This window comes from Bordetella genomosp. 8 (genome assembly GCF_002119685.1).
GTDB lineage: Bacteria > Pseudomonadota > Gammaproteobacteria > Burkholderiales > Burkholderiaceae_B > Bordetella_C.
Genome location: NZ_CP021108.1, coordinates 5,007,608 through 5,026,553, shown reverse-complemented (window position 1 = coordinate 5,026,553; position 18,946 = coordinate 5,007,608). Strand labels below are relative to the sequence as shown.

The 18,946-nt window shown below is 69.0% G+C and carries 15 protein-coding genes; 12 read left to right on the top strand and 3 right to left on the bottom strand.

Translation table 11 applies throughout. From position 1 onward, the window contains the following. Positions 1–21 precede the first annotated feature (21 nt). From CAL12_RS22715 to tssM, 12 genes are all read left to right on the top strand, one after another. Positions 22–525, top strand: a complete 504-nt coding sequence (locus tag CAL12_RS22715) for a type VI secretion system tube protein Hcp (protein ID WP_157793090.1) — start codon at positions 22–24, stop codon at positions 523–525. A 117-nt stretch (positions 526–642) separates the two neighbouring features. Then, complete coding sequence (gene tssE, locus CAL12_RS22710; protein ID WP_086066685.1) at positions 643–1,167, top strand: type VI secretion system baseplate subunit TssE; 525 nt, start codon at positions 643–645, stop codon at positions 1,165–1,167. A gap of 10 nt (positions 1,168–1,177) precedes the next feature. Continuing rightward, a complete protein-coding gene (tssF, locus tag CAL12_RS22705) occupies positions 1,178–3,085 on the top strand; it encodes a type VI secretion system baseplate subunit TssF (protein WP_086066684.1) in 1,908 nt (635 codons plus the stop codon). Beyond that, the gene (tssG, locus tag CAL12_RS22700; RefSeq protein WP_086066683.1) at positions 3,070–4,134 is read left to right on the top strand and encodes a type VI secretion system baseplate subunit TssG; all 1,065 of its coding nucleotides are present in this window, start codon (positions 3,070–3,072) and stop codon (positions 4,132–4,134) included. Before tssF ends, tssG begins: the two co-directional genes overlap by 16 nt. Before the next feature lie 3 nt (positions 4,135–4,137). Beyond that, the gene (tssH, locus tag CAL12_RS22695) at positions 4,138–6,897 is read left to right on the top strand and encodes a type VI secretion system ATPase TssH (protein WP_086066682.1); all 2,760 of its coding nucleotides are present in this window, start codon (positions 4,138–4,140) and stop codon (positions 6,895–6,897) included. Then, entirely contained in the window at positions 6,887–8,881 is a 1,995-nt protein-coding gene (locus CAL12_RS22690) for a type VI secretion system Vgr family protein (protein ID WP_157793089.1), read from the top strand. Before tssH ends, CAL12_RS22690 begins: the two co-directional genes overlap by 11 nt. Before the next feature lies 1 nt (position 8,882). Continuing rightward, the gene (locus tag CAL12_RS22685; RefSeq protein WP_086066680.1) at positions 8,883–9,272 is read left to right on the top strand and encodes a DUF4280 domain-containing protein; all 390 of its coding nucleotides are present in this window, start codon (positions 8,883–8,885) and stop codon (positions 9,270–9,272) included. A 201-nt stretch (positions 9,273–9,473) separates the two neighbouring features. Beyond that, entirely contained in the window at positions 9,474–9,746 is a 273-nt protein-coding gene (locus CAL12_RS28165; RefSeq protein ID WP_157793088.1) for a hypothetical protein, read from the top strand. Beyond that, on the top strand, positions 9,739–10,266 hold the full coding sequence (gene tssJ, locus CAL12_RS22680; protein WP_157793087.1) for a type VI secretion system lipoprotein TssJ: 528 nt from the start codon (positions 9,739–9,741) through the stop codon (positions 10,264–10,266). Before CAL12_RS28165 ends, tssJ begins: the two co-directional genes overlap by 8 nt. Beyond that, the gene (gene tssK / locus CAL12_RS22675) at positions 10,250–11,641 is read left to right on the top strand and encodes a type VI secretion system baseplate subunit TssK (protein ID WP_086066678.1); all 1,392 of its coding nucleotides are present in this window, start codon (positions 10,250–10,252) and stop codon (positions 11,639–11,641) included. Before tssJ ends, tssK begins: the two co-directional genes overlap by 17 nt. Before the next feature lie 2 nt (positions 11,642–11,643). Continuing rightward, positions 11,644–12,936 (top strand): type IVB secretion system protein IcmH/DotU, encoded by a 1,293-nt coding sequence (icmH, locus tag CAL12_RS22670; protein WP_198298303.1) that lies wholly within the window; start codon positions 11,644–11,646, stop codon positions 12,934–12,936. 29 nt (positions 12,937–12,965) lie between these two features. After that, the gene (gene tssM, locus CAL12_RS22665) at positions 12,966–16,364 is read left to right on the top strand and encodes a type VI secretion system membrane subunit TssM (RefSeq protein ID WP_086066676.1); all 3,399 of its coding nucleotides are present in this window, start codon (positions 12,966–12,968) and stop codon (positions 16,362–16,364) included. On the opposite strand, the gene CAL12_RS22660 is transcribed toward tssM, so the two are convergent. From CAL12_RS22660 to ybgF, 3 genes are read right to left on the bottom strand one after another with little or no spacing between them, the layout of a single operon-like run. Further along, positions 16,318–17,169, bottom strand: coding sequence for an ABC transporter ATP-binding protein (locus CAL12_RS22660; protein WP_198298302.1), 852 nt, complete (start codon positions 17,167–17,169; stop codon positions 16,318–16,320). The genes tssM and CAL12_RS22660 overlap by 47 nt on opposite strands. Next, complete coding sequence (locus CAL12_RS22655; protein WP_232464603.1) at positions 17,166–18,209, bottom strand: FecCD family ABC transporter permease; 1,044 nt, start codon at positions 18,207–18,209, stop codon at positions 17,166–17,168. Before CAL12_RS22655 ends, CAL12_RS22660 begins: the two co-directional genes overlap by 4 nt. 3 nt (positions 18,210–18,212) lie before the next feature. Further along, positions 18,213–18,899 carry a tol-pal system protein YbgF gene (gene ybgF / locus CAL12_RS22650; RefSeq protein WP_086066675.1) on the bottom strand — a complete coding sequence of 229 codons (687 nt, stop codon included), beginning with the start codon at positions 18,897–18,899 and terminating at the stop codon, positions 18,213–18,215. Between the last annotated feature and the right edge of the window lie 47 nt (positions 18,900–18,946).

The following is an 18,946-nucleotide window of genomic DNA, read 5'->3' as shown; positions in this document are numbered from 1 at the left end:
ATCACGTATCAGGAGTCACGCATGAGCGACATGGATTATAGAGAGCAACCGATTCGCTGGACCGGCGATTTCGGCAAGGACATTCCCGGCGCTTCCGAGCTGGCCGGGGCGGAAAAGCAGGTCGACCTGTTCCATGCCAACTACCAGTCCGGCAACGCCGGCCGCCTGAAGATGGGCGGCCAGATGCGCCCGGGCAGCGTGGTGTACAGCGACGTCGTCGTGTCCAAGCCCACGTCGGCGGCGACGCCCAAGCTGGCTTCCGCATTCGACAAGCGGCTGGAGGTGCCCGAGATCACCATCTACCAATACACGCGGGACGGCGAGAGCAAGCCGACGATCGCAGAGAAATGGACACTCAGCAACTGCTACATCATCGATTTCCAACCCGGTTCGGTAGGCGGCGTCGATAACTTCGCCATCGACTACAAGCGGATCATGATCGATACCTTCGAGGTGACCGACGACGGCACGCTCAAACCCACCGGCACCCGCGGCTACGACCGCGTCACGCACGAAGCCCTCTGACAGGCGGCTTGAACCGGGTTGCGCTTTATCCGAGCGCCAGCCGGTACGGCCGGGCCGCCGATAAGGCGGTCCGGCCGCCTTCCCATCGTTTCATCACCTGATGGTTGCACACGAGAGATGACCGAACTCGTCAGCAGGAATCGGCTGCAGCCGGCGCTACTCGACAGGCTCACCGACCTCAACCCTGGATCGGCGCTGGAATCGCGCGAGCACAGGGTGATCTCGCTGCGGCAGCTGCGCGAAGGCGTGCTGCGCGACGTGCGCCAACTGCTCAATGCGCGCCGGCTCCATACCCCCGGAGCGCAAAGCGGGCTGGAAACGTATCCCGAGATCGCCGGATCCGTATTGAACGCGGGCTTGCCCGACTACGCCGGCAAGGTCGCGTCCAACGTCGACAGGCTGCGGCTGGCGTCGGACATCGCCGAGACCCTGCGGCGCTTCGAGCCGAGGATCCTGGCGGACACGCTCAAGGTATCGCCCGTGACGCCCGACCAGGACGCCCGGCACAACACCATGGCCTTCCTGGTCGAGGGCGATCTCTGGGCGCAACCCTATCCCGAACGCCTGTACCTGATGACCGAGCTGGATCTGGAAAACGGCCAGATCGTGGTCGACCCTGGCGCCACACAGGGTCGTGAATGAGGGGGCGTGAATGAATCCGGAATTCCTGCGTTACTACAGCGAGGAGCTGCGCTATCTGCGCGAGATGGGTGGCGAGTTTGCCGCGGCCTATCCCAAGATCGCCGGGCGCCTGGGGCTGGAAAGCTTCGAATGCGCCGACCCTTATGTGGAGCGCATGCTGGAAGGCTTCAGCTTCCTGGCCGCGCGCACCCGCATGCGGCTGGAGGCCGAGTTCCCGCGCTTCACGCGGCATCTGGCCGAGATGATCTACCCGCGGTTTCTCGCGCCCACGCCCTCCATGGCGGTGATCCAGTTCCAGCCCGAGTGGGGGCATCCCGCCCTGGCGCGCGGCTATCGGGTCGCGCGCGGTACGTCCTTGAAAAGCCATTTGGACAAGTTCGGCACGACGCGCTGCGAGTACCGGACCGCCCACGATGTGACGCTCTGGCCGCTGCGCCTCGATGCCGCCGAATACACGCCCTATATGGGCGGCATCAACGGCGCCCGCATGGACAATGGCCGGCGGCCGGAAGCCATGTTGCGCCTGCGGTTCTCTTTGCCGGGCGGCATACCCGCGCGGTCCCTGGCGATGGACAAGCTGGCCTTGTTCCTGCGCGGCGCGGACGCGCTGCCATCCCGGCTGTACGAACTCCTGGTGGGCCACGTCATCCAGGGCTGGCTGTCGGCGCCCGCCGCGTCGCCCGCGACTGCCGGCACGGGGACCGCCGCGAGAGGCTGGCTCGTACCCCTGGGCGAAGGCTGCGTCACGGCGGCCGGGCTGTCCGACCAGGAGGCGCTGCTGCCGCCTTCCCGCCAGGCCTTTCGTGGCTACCGGCTGCTGCAGGAGTACTTCGCTTTCCCGGAGCGCTATCTGTTCGTCGAGCTGCATGGCCTGGCCGACGCATTGCGTGGCCGCGACGGATCCGCCTTCGACGTCGTGCTGCTGCTCGACAACCACGACCCGCATCTCGACCGCGTCGTCGGCCCGTCGAACTTCTGCCTGAACTGCACGCCGGCGATCAACCTGTTTCCCTGCCGTTCCGACCGGCTCATCCTGGATCCGGGCAAGTTCGAATTCCATGTCGTACCGGATCGCAGCCGGCCGATCGATCTGGAGATCCATGGCGTGGAGGCGGCTCACGGTTATGGCGCATCCGATACCCCGCCACGCACATTCGAGCCTTTCTTCCGGGTCCGCGACCCGGAGGCGCAGCGCCGTGGCGGCGGAGGGTTCTTCCAGTTGCGCCGCGAACCGCGCCGCGCGACGCAGAGGGAGCTGCGTGATGGTCCGCGCTCGCGCTACCTGGGCAGCGATGTGTTCATCGCCTTGCTCGACATGGACGCCGCCCCGCTGGGCGACGACATCCGGCAGCTGGGGATAGACGCGTGGTGCACCAACCGCGACCTCCCATTGTCGATGCCGGTGGGCGTGGGTGCCACCGATTTCTTCTTCGATGACGAAATGCCGGTGCGCAGCATCCGCTGCGTCGCCGGGCCGAGCGAACCGCGGCCCGGCATGACGGCGAACGCCTCGACCTGGCGCCTGCTGAACCACCTGGCGCTCAATCACCGTTCGCTGTTCGACGACGACGGCGCGGACGGGTGTGGCATACGCGAGCTGCTGGACCTGTACTGCCATGAGACCGACGTCGTCGGCAGGCGGCAGATATCCGGTATCGCCGGCGTGCGATCGCGCGGCATTACCCGCAGGTTGCCCATGCCCGGGCGCGCTGCGTTCGGGCGCGGCCTGGAAGTCACCCTGACCCTGGACGACGGCGCGTTCCAGGGTGGCGGCGCCTTTCTTCTTTCCGCCGTGCTGCAGGCCTTCTTCGCGGGCTATGTGTCGATCAACCACTTTGCCGAAACCCTCGTTCGCACGCCCGCACGGGGCGAGATCATGCGGTGGGCCGGCAAGGAGGGCCTGTGCCACATGCTGTAGGCCCCGACGGCCTGCTGGCGCGTGACACGCGCCGCTTCGGTTTCTTCCAGGCGCTGCGGCTCATCGAGGCCGCGCATCGCGACCGGCCGCGGCTGGGCTATACGCAGCATCCCCGCGACGATGCGGTCAGGATCGGCCAGCGGCCGCGCCTGGGTTTCGTCGCGGCCGAACTGAACGCCTACCAGCCGGGCGGCGATGGCGGGCCGGCGCGGCTGTCGGTGAATGTGGGTGGCCTGTTCGGCGCCAACGGCCCTATGCCATTGCACTTGGCCGAGTATGTGCACAACCGCATCGCCCACGCCGGCGATGCGACGCTCGCCGCGTTCGCCGACGTGTTCCACCATCGGCAGCTAAGCCTGTTCTATCGGGCCTGGGCCGCCGGCCAGCCCGTGGTCGGGCTGGACCCGCGGCGGCCTGCCCGCACCGGCTATGGCTACTACGTCGCCAGCCTGTGCGGCTGGTCCGACACGGGCGCGGCGAAGGCGGGCGCGCGGGATGCGACGGATGCGGGAGACCTGCTGGACAGGCTGCAATTCTGCGGCCTGCTGTCCACGCGTACCCGCCACGCCAGCGGCCTGGGGCTGCTGCTGGGCCAGTACTTCGGCGTACCCGTGCGGATCCGGCAGTTCGTCGGTACCTGGCTGCGGCTGGGCGCTGACGACCGCACCCGGTTGGGGAGCAGGGTGCCCCCGCGCTCGCTGGGCCGCGGCCTGGTCATCGGCAAGCGCGTGTGGGACCGGCAAAGCAAATTCCGCGTACTGATAGGGCCGGTTGGGGCCGACGATATGCGGCGCCTGCTGCCCGGCACGGCCAGCCACGGACGTCTGGTCGACTGGGTCCGTCTCTACACCGGCGGCCTGCTGGAATGGGACATCGAACTGCGCCTGACGCGCGCAGCCGCGGCATGCATGCGGCTGGATGGCCACGCGCGGCTGGCATACACCAGTTGGCTGGGCCGCCGCACGGCGGCTGGCGTAACGCCGGCCGTGCGCATCCAGCCGCGCGAAAACACTTACACACGCGCTGACCGGCGCGGCCAAGGACTTTGACATATGGCGGATATCAGCCGCGCTGCTTTATTCGGCAAACTCTCCCCGCTCGCCTATCGAGCCATGGAAAGCGCCACGACCTTCTGCAAGCTGCGCGGGCACGCGCACGTCGAGCTGGAGCACTGGCTGCATCAGGTCCTGCAGCTCCATGACTCGGACCTGTTGCGCATCCTGCGCCATTTCCAGGTCGACAGCGCCGCGTTGGCGCGCGATCTGACGGGCGCGCTGGACCGGCTGCCGCCCGGCGCGGGCAGGATGCTGGATCTTTCCGGCCAGATCGAGGAAGCGGCCGAATGCGGTTGGATGTACGCGTCGCTGCAGTACGCGCAAGCCCGGGTGCGGACCGCGCACCTGGTCCTGGGCATGCTGCGCACCCCATCGCTGCGGCGCGCGCTGATCGGCATCTCGCGCCAGTTCGCGGCCATCGACGACGCCGCCCTGGGCGAGGGCTTCGGCACTTGGCTGCGCGGTTCGCCGGAAGAGGCCGCGGCTGGCGCCGATGGCCTGCCGGAGGGCAACCCGCCCGCCCAGCACGCAGGATCGCTGCCGGGGCAGGAGCCCGGCCAGCAGGCGTTGCAACGCTACACCGTCGACCTGACCGCGCTGGCCCGCGATGGCAAGCTGGACCCCATCGTCGGCCGCGACGACGAAATCCGCCAGGTCATCGACATCCTGCTGCGCCGGCGCCAGAACAATCCCATCCTGACGGGCGAGGCCGGTGTCGGCAAAACCGCCGTGGTCGAAGGCCTGGCGCAGCGCATCGTGGCGGGCAACGTCCCGCCGATGTTGCGCGATGTCGCGCTGCGCACGCTGGACGTGGGCCTGCTGCAGGCCGGCGCCGGCGTGAAGGGCGAATTCGAACAGCGCCTGCGCCAGGTGATCGACCAGGTGCAGGCCGCGGAGAAGCCCATCATCCTGTTCGTCGACGAAGCGCATACGCTGGTGGGCGCAGGCGGCGCGGCAGGCACCGGCGACGCGGCGAACCTGCTCAAGCCCGCGCTGGCGCGAGGCACTTTGCGCACCATCGCCGCGACGACGTGGGCCGAGTACAAACGCCATATCGAGAAAGACCCGGCCCTGACGCGGCGCTTCCAGCCGGTCGCCGTCGACGAGCCTGACGAACAGAAGGCGCTGCGCATGCTGCGCAGCCTGGTGGCGCCCATGGAGTCGCACCACGGCGTCCATATCCTGGACGACGCGCTGCGTGCGACGGTACGGCTCAGCCATCGCTACATTCCCGATCGCCAATTGCCCGACAAGGCGGTCAGCCTGCTCGATACGGTGTGCGCGCGCGTGGCGGTCAGCCGGCATGCCACGCCCGCTGCCCTGGACCGCCGCCGCGCCGATATCGACGCCTTGCGCGCCGAACTGGCCCTCCTGGAGCGCGAGGCCGCGCTGGGCCTGGGCGATGGCACGCGCGCGGCCGACATCGCGGCCGCGCTGGTGCTCGAGGAGCAGGCCCGCATGGCGCTGGAAGCGCGCTGGAACGCGGAAGCGGATCTGGTCGCCCGGATTGCCCGGTGCCGCGCCAAGCTGATCGAAGCCGCACCAGAAGCCGCACCGGGAGCCGCGCCGGGGACTGGACCGGGGGCTGGGCAGGAGGGCGGACAGGAAACCCGGGCGGACGCCGATGGCGGCGATCCCGCGCAGGCCTGCCTGGCCGAGCTCGCGTGGCTGGAGGCCGAACTGGTATCGACCCAGGACGACCAGCCCCTGGTGGCCGCCTGCGTGGACCGGCACGCGGTGGCCGCCGTCGTGCAGGATTGGACGGGCATCCCCGTGGGCCGGATGCTGAACGACGAAATCGACGGCCTCCTCGAGCTCGACAGGGCACTCGACCGCCGCATCGTCGGCCAGCCCGCGGCCACCGCATGCATTGCTCGCCGCATCCAGACGGCGCGAGCCGGGCTGGACCGCCCTGGCCGTCCCGTCGGCGTGTTCCTGCTTGCCGGCCCATCCGGCGTCGGCAAGACCGAGACCGCGCTGGCCCTGGCCGACGTGCTTTACGGTGGCGAGCACAACGTCATCACCCTGAACATGAGCGAGTACCAGGAAGCCCATACGGTTTCCACCCTGAAGGGCGCGCCGCCCGGCTACGTCGGCTACGGAGAAGGCGGCGTCCTGACCGAGGCCGTGCGTCGCCGCCCCTACAGCGTCGTGCTGCTGGACGAAGTGGAAAAAGCCCATCCCGACGTGCATGAGGTCTTTTATCAAGTGTTCGACAAGGGCTGGATGGAAGACGGGGAAGGGCGGGTGATCGACTTCAGCAACTGCCTGATCCTGCTCACCACCAATGCGGGCTCCGACGTGATCGAACGCCTGTGCGTGGACGATGTGCCATACCCCGCACCCGAACAGCTGCTGGAGGCGCTGCGCGCGCCGCTGCTGCAGGTATTCCCGCCCGCGCTGCTGGGCCGGATGACCGCCATTCCCTATTACCCGCTGGCCCCGGCGAACCTGCGCCGCATCGTACAGCTGCAGCTAGACCGCCTGGCACAACGCCTGCATGGCAGCGACGCATTGTCCTTCTCCTACACGGATGCGGTGGTCGACGAGATCACCGCGCGCTGCACCGAAAGGCAGAGCGGCGCGCGCCTGGTCGACGCGGTGCTGATGCAGGCGGTATTGCCCGGCGTCGGCCGGCGCCTGCTGGAGTGGCGCAAGCAAGGGCGGGCGCCGCGCGAGATCCGCGTGGATGCCGGCGAAGGCGAATTCCGTTATGCGCTCAGCGACGCAAGCACGGAGGCTGCCGATGGCGAGTGACGCGCAGGGCGAACGGCCCTTGCGGATAACCGGCGCCCGGCTTCCGGCCGACACCCTGCTGCACGACGTGAAAGGCCGCGAGCGCCTGGGCCGGCCCTACAAGATCAAGATCCTGTTTTCCTGCGCGAACGGGGAGCCGTCGTCCAGGTTCCTCGGCAGCAATGTCTCCATCACCGTGCGGGGGCAGCGCGGCGACCGCTTCCTGAACGGGATCGTCGCGCAGTTCAGCCTGCTGGAGCTGGGCGTGCTGACAAAAAATGCCGAACTGCCCCGTAAGGCCTATCGCGCGATCGTCCGTCCGACGGTATGGCGCCTGACGCGGTCTTCGCATTGCCGCTTCTTCCATGACCAGTCCGTGCCGGATATCGTCCGGTTGCTGCTGGACGAGCGCAAGGTCGAGTTCCGCAATGCCTGCACCCGGTCCTATCCCAAGCTGGACCATTGCACGCAGTATCGCGAGACGGATTTCAACTTCCTCAACCGCCTGCTGCAACGGGAAGGCATCTACTATTACTTCGAGCACCAGCAGGATGGCACGGACAAGCTGGTCCTGGTGGACGATACGCAGCAGCATGAAGCCATCAAGGACTACCGGACGATCCCGTTCGACCATGTCAGGCGGGATTCGGACGGTGGGCCCGCCGCCGATGCCGTCTACGACTGGCATGCATCGCGGCGCGTCGTGGCGGGATTGAGCGAGGCCAATGCCTTCGATTATTTGAATGTCGGCCGCAGCGCTTCCGGAGGTCTGAAGGCCAAGGCCGACGACCCGGCGGGAGACAAGGAATACGGGCACCAGGAGCCGGCACGCTGGTATGTGGACGACGCCGTGGGAAAGCGCTATGCCCGCGTTCAGCTCGATACGCATCTGGCACGCTCGGCGCGGGTGCGTGGCCGCGCCACCGCCCTGGGCATGGCCGCCGGCGGCTGGTTCGGCTTGTCCGGCCATCCGTGCGCGGACCAGGACGGCGATTACCTGGTCACCGACGTGAAGTACCGGATGAACGATGGACAGCGGTTCCTGGCGCGCAAGGCGGCGGGCCGCCGGCATCGCGCGCTGTTCGATTGCCGGTTCGCGGCGATCCCGCGCTACAGCCATTACTATCCGGCGCCGTGGGCGTACGTTCCCAACGTCGGTCCGCAGACCGCCACCGTCGTGGCGCCGGACGGCGACGACTTCGCCACCGACGCGCATGGTTGCGTCAAGGTGCAGTTCCATTGGGAGCAATTCAATCCGCCCGCGGCCAGCAGGATCATGCAACGCTGCTGGGTGCGCGCCGCGCAGCCCTGGGCCGGCGGCCGTTGGGGCGCCATGTTCCTGCCCCGCAAGGATCACGAGGTCCTGGTCCATTTCCTGAACGGCGATCCCGACAAGCCGCTGGTGGTGGGCGGCCTTTACAACGGCAAGAACAAGCCGCCTTACGTCTTGCCCGATGCCGCCGCGGTGTCGACCCTCTATACGCAGGGCACGGGTGGCAAGAATGCCGGCAAGCGCAACGAACTGCGCTTCAATGACGACAAGCTGCAGATCCTGCTCTACACCGACGGCAACCAGGATAACTATATCGAGCGCGACAGCCTGGCCTACGTGGGGAACGACGCCCACACGATCGTGAAGAACGCCCATCTGGTCGAAGCGAAATCGCAGCACGTCACCGTCGGCGAGAGCCAGCTGACGCGCGCGCGCGACGTGTCGCTGAACGCCAGCCTGGCCATCGTCCATGAAGCCGGCGAAAAATACGTGGTCAAGAGCGAGCTCGTGCACGTCAAGGCCGGCGCGACGCTGGTCCTGGAGGCCGCGGCCATGCTGTCGCTCAAGGTCGGCGACAGCTTCGTATCGGTGACGCCCGCCGGCGTGCAGATATCGGGCCCGATGGTGCTGTTGAACTCGGGTGGCGCCGCCGGCAGCGGGCCCGGCGGCTCAACCACCGCGCCCGATCATCCCAGGAAAGCCGACGACGGCACGTCGGTGAAGCAAAACTGACATGGCCTTGCCCGTCGTACTAGGCGCCGAGTTGATGTGCACGTTCGGCACCGCGCCGTCCACGTTGATCGTGGAGCCCGAGTCGCGCGTGCTCGTCGAAGGGCGGCCCGCCGCCAACATCGAGGACAACAAGCCCTTGCTCAACATCACGCCCTTCCTGATGTGCATGTCGCTGGCGAATCCGGAAGTGGAGGCGGCGACCACGGCCGCCATGGGCGTGCTGACGCCCATGCCATGCATTCCCATCGTCGAGGCGCCCTGGCTGCCGGGCGCGCCCACCGTGCTGGTGGGCGGCTTGCCGGCGCTGGACAACAACTCGCGCTGCATGTGCCAGTGGGCCGGCGTCATCTCCGTCGTCGTGCCGGGATGCGTGCGCACCATGGTGCCCTGAGCATACGATTTTTCCCGGTGTCCGGACCGCGGGATGATGCGATCCTCTCCTCAGGCATCGGATTCCTTAAGGGTATCGATCGTACCGGTCTCGCGCGGCGCGCATCCAGGCCCCTGACCATGGGGCGCTTGGGGTGGCGCGGCGCGGGATCAATTCGGCGCCGCCGCGAACCCACGCGCCGGCCGCTTCGAGGATGAGCAGATGAACGACAATTTCTGGAACACCTTCAATACCCGCGCGGGCGCGCTGGATGCGCTGGCCCGTGTCGACCTGCTGGCCGGCGATCCCGCCCTGGACCGCCGCCTGGCCGTGCTGGCGGATGCCGACCCGCTGGGCCTGCGCACACCGCGCCGGCCGTCGCCGGGAGACTGCCGGGCGGCCGCGCGCGACGCCGTCTCGCCCGAGCACTACGCCTGCCGGCTGCCGATGCAGGCGAATCCGGCAACGGCATGGTGCCTGGACGCCGATGCATGAGTGCCGACGCCTTGCCGCGCGCCTGCTGACCACCAGTTGCCTGCTCGCATGCCTGGCGGCATGCGGTACGGCCGAGGTCCCCGATCACGACATCCACCTGCGGCTGACGGCCGCGCCGGATCTCAATCCCGATCGCGATGGGCGGCCGTCTCCCGTCATCGTGCGTATCTACGAGCTGGCGCAGTCCGACGATTTCTGCCAGGCGGATTTCTTCGACCTGTACGACAACGACAAGCGCATCCTGGGGAAGAACCTGCTGTCGCGCTCGGTGCTGGCGGTCCGGCCTGGCCAACGGCTCGTATTGCGTCCATCGCTCGTGCCGGGCACGCGATACCTGGCCGTGTTCGTTGCCTACCGGGACATCTATCGCGCCCGATGGCGGGCCGTGGTCGGTCTTCCGGACAGCGGCGACATCGATTGGGTGGTGACGCTGGCCGCGGGCAGCGTGGCCGTGGCCGAGCGCGATGGCAAGAATGATTTGGGTTCCTGGAAGGAGGGGATAGATGTACTGGAACAATAAGATCGTCTGGTCGGAAGGCATGTTGCTGCAGCAGCAGCATCTGCAGCAGCACGATCGCTACTGGCGCAATTACATCGACGGGCGGCTGGGCCGCGGTCCGCGGCGCTGGGGATATTCCAGGCTGGAGCTGGACGAACACCAACTGGCCCTGGGCAAGCTGGCGTTGCTGGCCTGCGAAGGCATCATGCCGGACGGCACGCCGTTCAGCCTGCCGCTGGACGACGATCTGCCGGGGGCGCGCGACGTGCCCGATGGCGCGCGCGACGTGCTGGCGGTGCTCGCGTTGCCGCTTTCCCGGCCCGGCGCGCCCGAGGCCGCGGCCGACGATGTGGCCGATCATGTGGTCGATCATATGGTCGGTGGTGTGGCCGACGGTGTGGCTGGCAACCCGGGGGCGGCCCCGGCGCGCTACCGCATCGCCGAATGCACGGTCCACGACAGCAATGCCGACGCGGACCAGGATGCCGTGCTGCAGGTCGGACGGTTGCGCCTGCGGCTGGCGTTCCACCATGAAGTCGCGGAAGGCCATGCGGTGCTGGGCGTGGTTCGCATACTCGAACGCCGTTCCGACGGCACGGTCATACTGGATCGCGCCTACTGCCCGCCGGTGATCGACTGCCGCGCCGCGCCGCGCCTGGTCCGGATCATGGACGAACTCGTCGGCCTGCTGGGCCAGCGCGGCGCGGCGCTGGCTGATCGCCTGGTGCGGCCGACGGCGCACGGCACGGCGGAGATCGCCGAGTTCCTGCTGCTGCAGCTGGTCAATCGCGCCGAACCCTTTTTCGCGCATTTGGCGGCGGCCGGCGGCCTGCATCCGGAACACCTGTATCGCGAGATGCTGCGCCTGGCGGGCGAGCTGGCCTGCTTCAGCCAGGGCGACCGGCGGCCGCCCAAGCTGCCGCCCTACCGGCACGATGGCCTGGACAGCTGCTTCCAGCCGCTTATGGAATACCTGCGGCGCGCGCTGTCGGCCGTAATCGAGCCGCAGGCCATACCGATCCCGCTGGAAGAAGGCCAGTTCGGGATGCGCGTGGGGCGCATCCCGGACGTGGGTTTGCTGCGTACCGCCAGCTTCGTGCTCGCGGCGGGCGCGGACCTGCCGGCCGACGCGCTGTGGGCCAGCTTGCCCGCCAAGCTCAAGGTCGGGCCGGTGGAAAAAATCCACGACCTGGTCACGCTGCAATTGCCGGGCATCGCCTTGCGCACGCTGCCGGTGGCGCCGCGGCAATTGCCGTTTCATGCAAACCGCTGTTATTTCGCCCTGGACGCATCCGATGAACTATGGGCGGACCTGCCGCTTTCCGCCGGCGTCGCCCTGCACGTGGCGGGCGACTTCCCCGGCCTGCGCCTCGAGCTGTGGGCCATACGGCAATGAGGATGGTGGATTATCCGGCACCGCTGGCGGTATCGACGGACAACGCCGCCATTCTCGACGCCGCCGTCGCCGCCAGGCCGCTGTTCCTGCCGCGCCACGCGCTGAATCCCCTGGTCGAGGCCGCGCATCCCCTGCTCGAACTCGGCACACTGTTGCGTCACGGCCGTCAGCCGCCGCCGCTGCCGCTGGAAGAGCTGCGCCGCCGGCTGGCGATGATGGTGCGCAATTTCGTCGATGCCTGCGCCCATGTGCCGACGGATATCGTGGCGGCCGCCCGCTATTGCCTCTGCACCTTTCTGGACGAAGCCATCGCCGCCACGCCCTGGGGCGGCGAGGCCTGGTCCGCGCGCAGCCTGCTGGTCATCTTCCACGGCGAATCCTCGGGCGGCGAGCGCTTCTTCACCATCCTGCATGAACTGTCGCGCGACCCTTCGGCCAACATCGATGCGCTGGAACTCCTGTCCGTGATACTGGCGCTGGGCATGCAGGGCCGGTATCGCCTGTCGCCGCAGGGCGTGGCCGCGCTGGGGCAGGTCCGCCAGAAACTGCGCGGCCTGATCCGCAATGTGCGGGGCGCGCCGGATGCCGCCTTGTCGCCACACTGGCGCGGCGACAAGGCGGGCAACCGTCGCGTCGGCCTGTTGCGGCCGCTGTGGTGGGTCATGGCGGGCCTGTTCTTCGCCCTGGTGTCTTTCTATGGCTGGCTGGAGCTGCACTTGCGCCAGCGGACCGAAACCGTCGCGTTGGCGCGCGAGGCCGTGCGGGTGAAGGTGCACATCCTCGTGCCGCCGGAACGCGACGCCGCTGCGCCCGCACCGGCACCCGCACCGACTCGAGCGCCGTCGCAGGCATCGTTCGCGCCCGATCTCGACCGTATCCTCGCCGCCGACATCGATGCGCGGCGCCTGCGCATCGACCACCAGACGGATCGTGTCGTCCTGACGCTGGGCAGCGATGCCTTGTTCGCCTCCGGCAGCGCGCGCGTTCCCGCCGCCGATCTGCCCTTGATCCGCCGCATCGGCGATGCCCTGCGCACCGTACCGGGACAGGTCGTGGTCGTCGGGCACACCGACGACCAGCGGCCGGCGCCCGGCGCGCCGTCGAACTGGGCGCTTTCGCTGGCCCGCGCCACGCAGGTGGTCGAGCTGCTGCGCCAGGAAACCGACCAGCCGCAACGCTTCCTGGCGCAAGGGAAGGGCAGTAGCGAACCCGTGGCGTCCAACGACACGCCCGCGGGTCAGGCTCGCAACCGGCGCGTCGTCATCACCCTGCTGGCGCCGGGCGCTACGCCATAGCGCCTCTCGTCGCTCACTTATTGCGCAACATGCTCAAGAATCCCTTCGGCGGCCTGACCTTACGCCGCATCGCGCTGGCCGTGCTGGTGCTGCTCGGCATCGCTTTCGTCGTGCAGCAATCGCCGCGCGTCTCCTACGGGGGATATGCGCCATTCGCAACGCCGGTGGCGCGGGCGTGGCTGACGCTGGCCTTGTGCCTGCTGTGGATATTCGCCTATGGCGTGCTGGCGCTGGTGCGGCGGCTGGATCGCCTGCGCATCACCTGGCAACCGGCGCCAGCGGAACCCGCCCCGGCGGCCTCCGACGACGGTCCCCTGGTGGCGGCGCGCGACCGGCTGAACGCCCTGTTCCGTGCCACCCTGCGCGTACTGCGCAAGGACGGTCCCCTGTGGCGATTGCGCCGACACAGCCTGTATCGCTTGCCGTGGTACCTGGCGTTGGGCGGCCCCGGCAGCGGCAAGACCTTGCTGCTCGCGGCGTCGCGTCTCGGCCTTGGCGCGCCGGCACCGGAAGCCGAATGGCGACCGGGCGACCCCTGCCGTTTCTGGCTCGGCGACCGCGCCTTGTTGATCGAGACGTCCGGCGCGCACGGGACGATGTGGCAACACCTGCTGAAGCGCCTGCGGCAGGCGCGCCGGCTATGCCCGGTCAACGGCGTGATCGTCGCGATCGACGTGCAGGACCTGCTCGGCGGCGAGCAAGGCGCCCTGGCGCGCGCCAGCGAGATCCGCGCCTGCCTGCGCGACATGCAGCGTTGCTTCCGGCGCCCCTTCCCGGTGTACGTCGTCGTCACGCAATGCGACCGCCTGGCCGGCTTCGACGCCTTCTTCACCCACCTCGACCGCGGTGGCGCCGAACAGCCCTGGGGCGTCACGTTCGCCGGCGCGGCACCGCTCGCCGACGAGGCGCGGCTGGCCACGTTCACGTCGGAGTTCGTCGCCCTGGTCCGCCGCCTGCAGGATCGCGTCGTGCATCTGGCCGCCACCGCGGGCGACGACGTCCAGGCGGGCGCCATCTACGGCTTTCCCGCGCAGTTCGAATCGCTGGCAGAGCCGCTTTACGGTTTGTTGGGCCATGTGTTCGCCCGCTCCTATCAGGCGTCGCCCGCATGGCTGCGCGGCGTGTACTTCACCAGCGCCGCGTGCGATGGCGAAGAACGCCCCGTTTCGGCCAGCCCGCTGGCGGCCGCGGTGCGCGCCCATGCCCCCGCGCGTCCTCGGGGATCCGCGCAGCCGCACGGCTACTTCGTCGCCGGCCTTCTGCGCGACGTCGTCTTCCGCGAAGCCGGCCTGGCCGAGCGCGCGGCGGCGAGCGCAAGGCGGCACACGTCGCGTTACCTGACGCCGGCGGCATTGGCTGTGACGGTGCTTGCCATCGCGCTCGTGCTGCTGGCGGGTTACGACTGCAACCGCGTGATGACGCGCGCGGTACATGCCGACACGGCACGCCTGGCCGCGCTGGCCGCCAACGTCGACACCGGCGGCACGGCCGACGAACTGCCCAGGATGCTGGCCTTGCTCGACGCCGCCATGCAGCCGGCGCTGCCGCCGGTCCGGTCGCCGACCGAATCGGTACTGGAGCGGTGGGTCGGCCTGTACCAGGGCGAAAGATTGAAAGACGCGGCCCGGACCGAATACCGCACGCTGCTGCGGCAGGCCCTGTTGCCCTTCGTCCAGGCCCGGGCGCGCGAAGCGATGATCGACCCGGCGCAAGGCGACATGCCGCGTTTCCGAGCCTTGCGCACCTATCTGATGCTGGGCGATGCCGAGCACTTCGATGCGGCCGCCGTCATGGCATGGCTCGCGCATGACGCGCGCGCCTTGCCGTTGACCGACGCGGGACGCACGAAACTCCTGTCCCACGCGCGCGCCCTGCTGGATGTGCCCGATTTCGAAGCGAGCGCCCCGCTCGACGGCGAACGGGTCGCGCGCGTCCGCGCCGAACTCGGTGCGCGGCCCCTGGCCGACCGCCTGTACGACATGCTGCAAGCGGACCTGGCGGAGGCGGTGCCGGAACCGTTGTCGGTCGCCCAGCTGGAAGGCATGGACACGCCGCTGGCCTTGCACCGTCCCAGCGGGCTGCCCTTGTCCGACGGCGTGCCGGGGATGTACACGTTGTCCGGCTACCACCTGTACCCGGCCGTGCGCGACAAGCTCATCGCGGGTAGCGAAAGGGATGGGTGGGTGCTGCGGCGCCCGGTTTCCGCCGGCAATGCCGAGCGCTTGCGCGAGTCGCTCGATAGAAGCTATTTTTCGCGCTACGTGGAAGCCTGGGATGCGCTGCTGAACGACGTGCGCGTCGGCGCGATGCCGCCCGACGCGCGCGACGGCGCCGCCGAAATGCATGTCCTGGCCGGCGCGGACTCTCCCTTGCGCCGCTTCCTGCAAGCCGTCGCGACACAGACCGACCTGGCCGGCAAGGGCTCGCCGCCGACCCCGGTCGACCGCCACTTCGGCGCCCTCCATCAACTGTTCCAGGGGCCGAACGGCGCCGCGCCGCCGATCGCACGGATCCAGGCCAGTATCGAGGGCGTGGCGCAGTTCCTGGATGGCGTCGACGCCGCCCGCCAGCATGGCGTGCCCGCGCCGCCGGCCGACGCGATCGGCGCCTTGCAGGATGCCGCCGAAGGCCAGCCGCCGCCGCTGCGCGACATGCTGCAGCAGCTGGCGAACGACGGCAAGGCGGTGGCGGTGGACGACATCCGGCGCCGCATAGACGAACTATGGCGCGCCGACGTGGCGCCGTTCTGCCATGCCGCGCTGGACAACCGCTATCCGGTCGACCCGCGTTCCAGCCAGGACATGACGCAGGACGACTTCAACCGCCTGTTCGGACCCGCCGGCCTGCTCGCGAGCTTCTTCCAGGCCAACCTGCTGACCTATGTCGATATGAGCGTGACGCCCTGGCGTTGGCGGCCGAACGCCGTGCGCCTGGGTTTCTCGCGCGCCGCCCTGCAGGTGTTCCAGGATGCCGCCACCATACGCCAGGCCTTCTTTCCGGACGGCGGCAAGACCATGGCGGTCCGTTTCCAGCTGCTGCCGCTGTTCCTGGATTCGTATTTCACGCGATTCACCCTGGCGCTGGGAAACCAGGGCCTGGACTATGCGCATGGCCCGGCCGTCCCGGTCAGTTTTGTCTGGCCCGACAGCGGCGCCGCGCAGTCCGGCCGTATCGGCTATGAGCCGGCGGACCCCGGCGGGCGCGATGGCCACGCCGTCAGCGGACCCTGGGCGCTGTTCCGGCTGCTCGATCTGGGCAATCTGCAACAGGTGCGCAGCGACCGCTACAAGCTGGATTTCGACCTTTCCGGCAAACGCGTGTCGCTGGAGCTGGACGCGGGCAGCGTGATCAATCCCTTCGACTTGCCGGCGCTGCGCCGCTTCAAGTGCCTGGACCGTCTGCTCGGTGCGGGTCCGGGGCCTCGTTGAGGCCCTCGATGACGACATAGGGTGTGCCCACGTCCGTGCGGCCGACGCGCCCGCGTACGCCATACACGTCCGCCAGCATGGCGGGCCGCAGCACATCCGCCGGGGCGCCTTCGGCCGCCAACGATCCGTCATGCAGCAGGACCGCGTGTTCGGCATGCCGCAGCGCGATCGCCAGGTCATGCGTCGCCATCAGGGTCACCAGGCGCCGCTCGCGCGTTTCGCGCGCCAGCAGCTCCATCACCTCGAACTGGTGCCGCAGGTCCAGCGCGGAGAGAGGCTCATCCAGCAGCAGGACGCGAGGCTGCTGTACCAGCGCCAGTGCCAGTCCCGCCAATTGCCGCTGGCCGCCGGACAGCTCATCCAGGTGCCGCATCGCCAGGTGGCCGATATCCAGCCGCGCCAGCAGCGCCTGCGCCGCTTCGACATCCGCCCGCCCGCCCAGCCGGCCCGATCGCGCGCGCGCCGCCGCCACCACGGCCTCGAGTACCCGCAGGTGCACGGCGTCCGGCAGATCCTGCGGCATGTAGGCCACCAGCGCCGAGCGGTCGGCCGGCGGCAGCGCCGCCAGGTCGCGGCCTTCCCACGCGATAGCGCCGTGGCGCAAGGGCATCAGCCCCGCCAGCGTTCTCAACAAGGTGGATTTGCCGCAGCCATTGGGCCCCAGCACCGCGGTGATCCGTCCGGGCGGCAGCGCATGCGGCGAGACTCCGCGCAGGACTTCCCGCGCGCCGTACCCGGCGCGTATGTCCCGGATCGACAGGCCGTCCGGGCCCGGCGCGCCAGCCATCGATGCGGCGGCCGTCATGGCAACTGCCGCCGCAGGATCACCGCCAGGAAAACCGGCAGTCCCGCCAGGGCCGTCACGATGCCGATCGGCAGTACCAGCCCCGGCACCAGCCACTTGGACAGGATGGAGGCCAGCGACAGCACCACGGCCCCCACCAGCGCGCTGCCCGCGAGGTAGTAGCGATGGTCCTCGCCGAACAGGCGCCGCGCGATATGGGGCGCCACGAGCCCGATGAAGCCGATGACGCCCGCCAGCGACACCGCCAGGCCCGACAGCAGGCTGATGCGCGCCAGCGCGCCCAATCGCAGGCGGCGCACGTCCACGCCGAAGCTGGCGGCGCGTTCGGTGCCCAGCCGCAGCGCCGTCAGCCGCCAGGCCGCCCGCAGCGAGAACGGCAGTGCCGCCGCCAGCGCCAGCGCCAACACGCTCAACTGCATCCAGCCGATACGCCCCAGGCTACCCATGGTCCAGAACACCAGGTTCTGCAGGGCCTGGGCGCTGGCCACGAACTGGATCGCCGAAACCACCGCGTTGCACAGGAAAACCAGCGCGATACCGAACAGCACCACGCCGCTGGCGCGCATGCCGCCGCGGCGCGCCACGGTGTCCAGCAGCAGCGCGCCGGCGGCCGCGAACACGAAAGCGCAGGCCGCGATGGCCCAGTCCGGCGCGATCCACGGCAGCAGCCAGCCGCCGAACACGATCGCCACCGACGCACCCAGCGCGGCGGCGGAGGAAACACCCAGGGTATCGGGGCTGGCCAGGGGATTGTTCAGGACGGTTTGCATCTCCGCGCCAGCCAGGCCCAGGGCCATGCCGACCAGCACCGCGGACGTTGCCTGCGGCATGCGCAAGGTCCACACGATGACGCGGTCGACCGGTGGCGCGCCATCCGGATGCAGCAGGGCCGCCAGCAAGGTCGACACCGGTACGTCGCTGCCCCCGATCAGGAAATCGCCCAGCATCGCCACCAGGATAAGCGCGACCAGGGCGGATATCAGCAGCGCGCGGCGCCGCAGCAGGCGCCGGTAGGCCGCCACCGGGTCGGCGGTGGCCACGCCTTATTGCAGCAGCTGCAGGCGGTTCTTCGCCGTGTCGGCGGCCTGCGTATTGGGGTAGTCCTTGACGATGCGCTGCAAGGTGGACTTGGCGCCGGCGCGGTTGTTCATCTCGATCTGGCTGCCGGCGATGACCAGCAGCGCATCGGGCGCGCGCGCATTGTCGGGCGCGTTCTTGACCATGGTGCTCAACTGGTCGATCGCGCCCTTGTAGTCCTTGGTCGCGTAGCGGCTGCTGCCCAGGTAGAACTGCGCGGTAGGCGCAAGCTGGCTGTTGGGGTAGAGCGCCAGGAAGGCGGTCAGCGCTTCGGCGGCTTCCTTGTATTGGCCGTTGCGGAAGCGGTCGATGGCACCATCGTAGGTGGATTGTTCCTGCGGGTCTCCGGCCGTCGCCCCGCCCGTATCGGACTGGCTGCCATTGGCCGGCGCGCGCGGCACGGCCTGGTGCGTGGCCTGCTCGACCTGGTTGCGCAGCTCGGTCACCTGCTGCTGCAGCGACTGGATCTGGTCCGCCAGTTGCATGCGCGAATTGTCATTGATCTGCTTCATCTGCTGGATCTGCTTGCGCAGGTCCAGGATCGCATTGCGCGCGTCGTCGTCCGCGAACGCATGGGCGGGGGAGGACAGGGCGGCGAAAGCCAAGCCGGCGGAGGCCACCAGGATACGCAAAGACGGGACTCGGTCGTTCATGAGAATTCCTGGGTCAAGATAAAAACATGCGCCGGGCGGCCATTCGG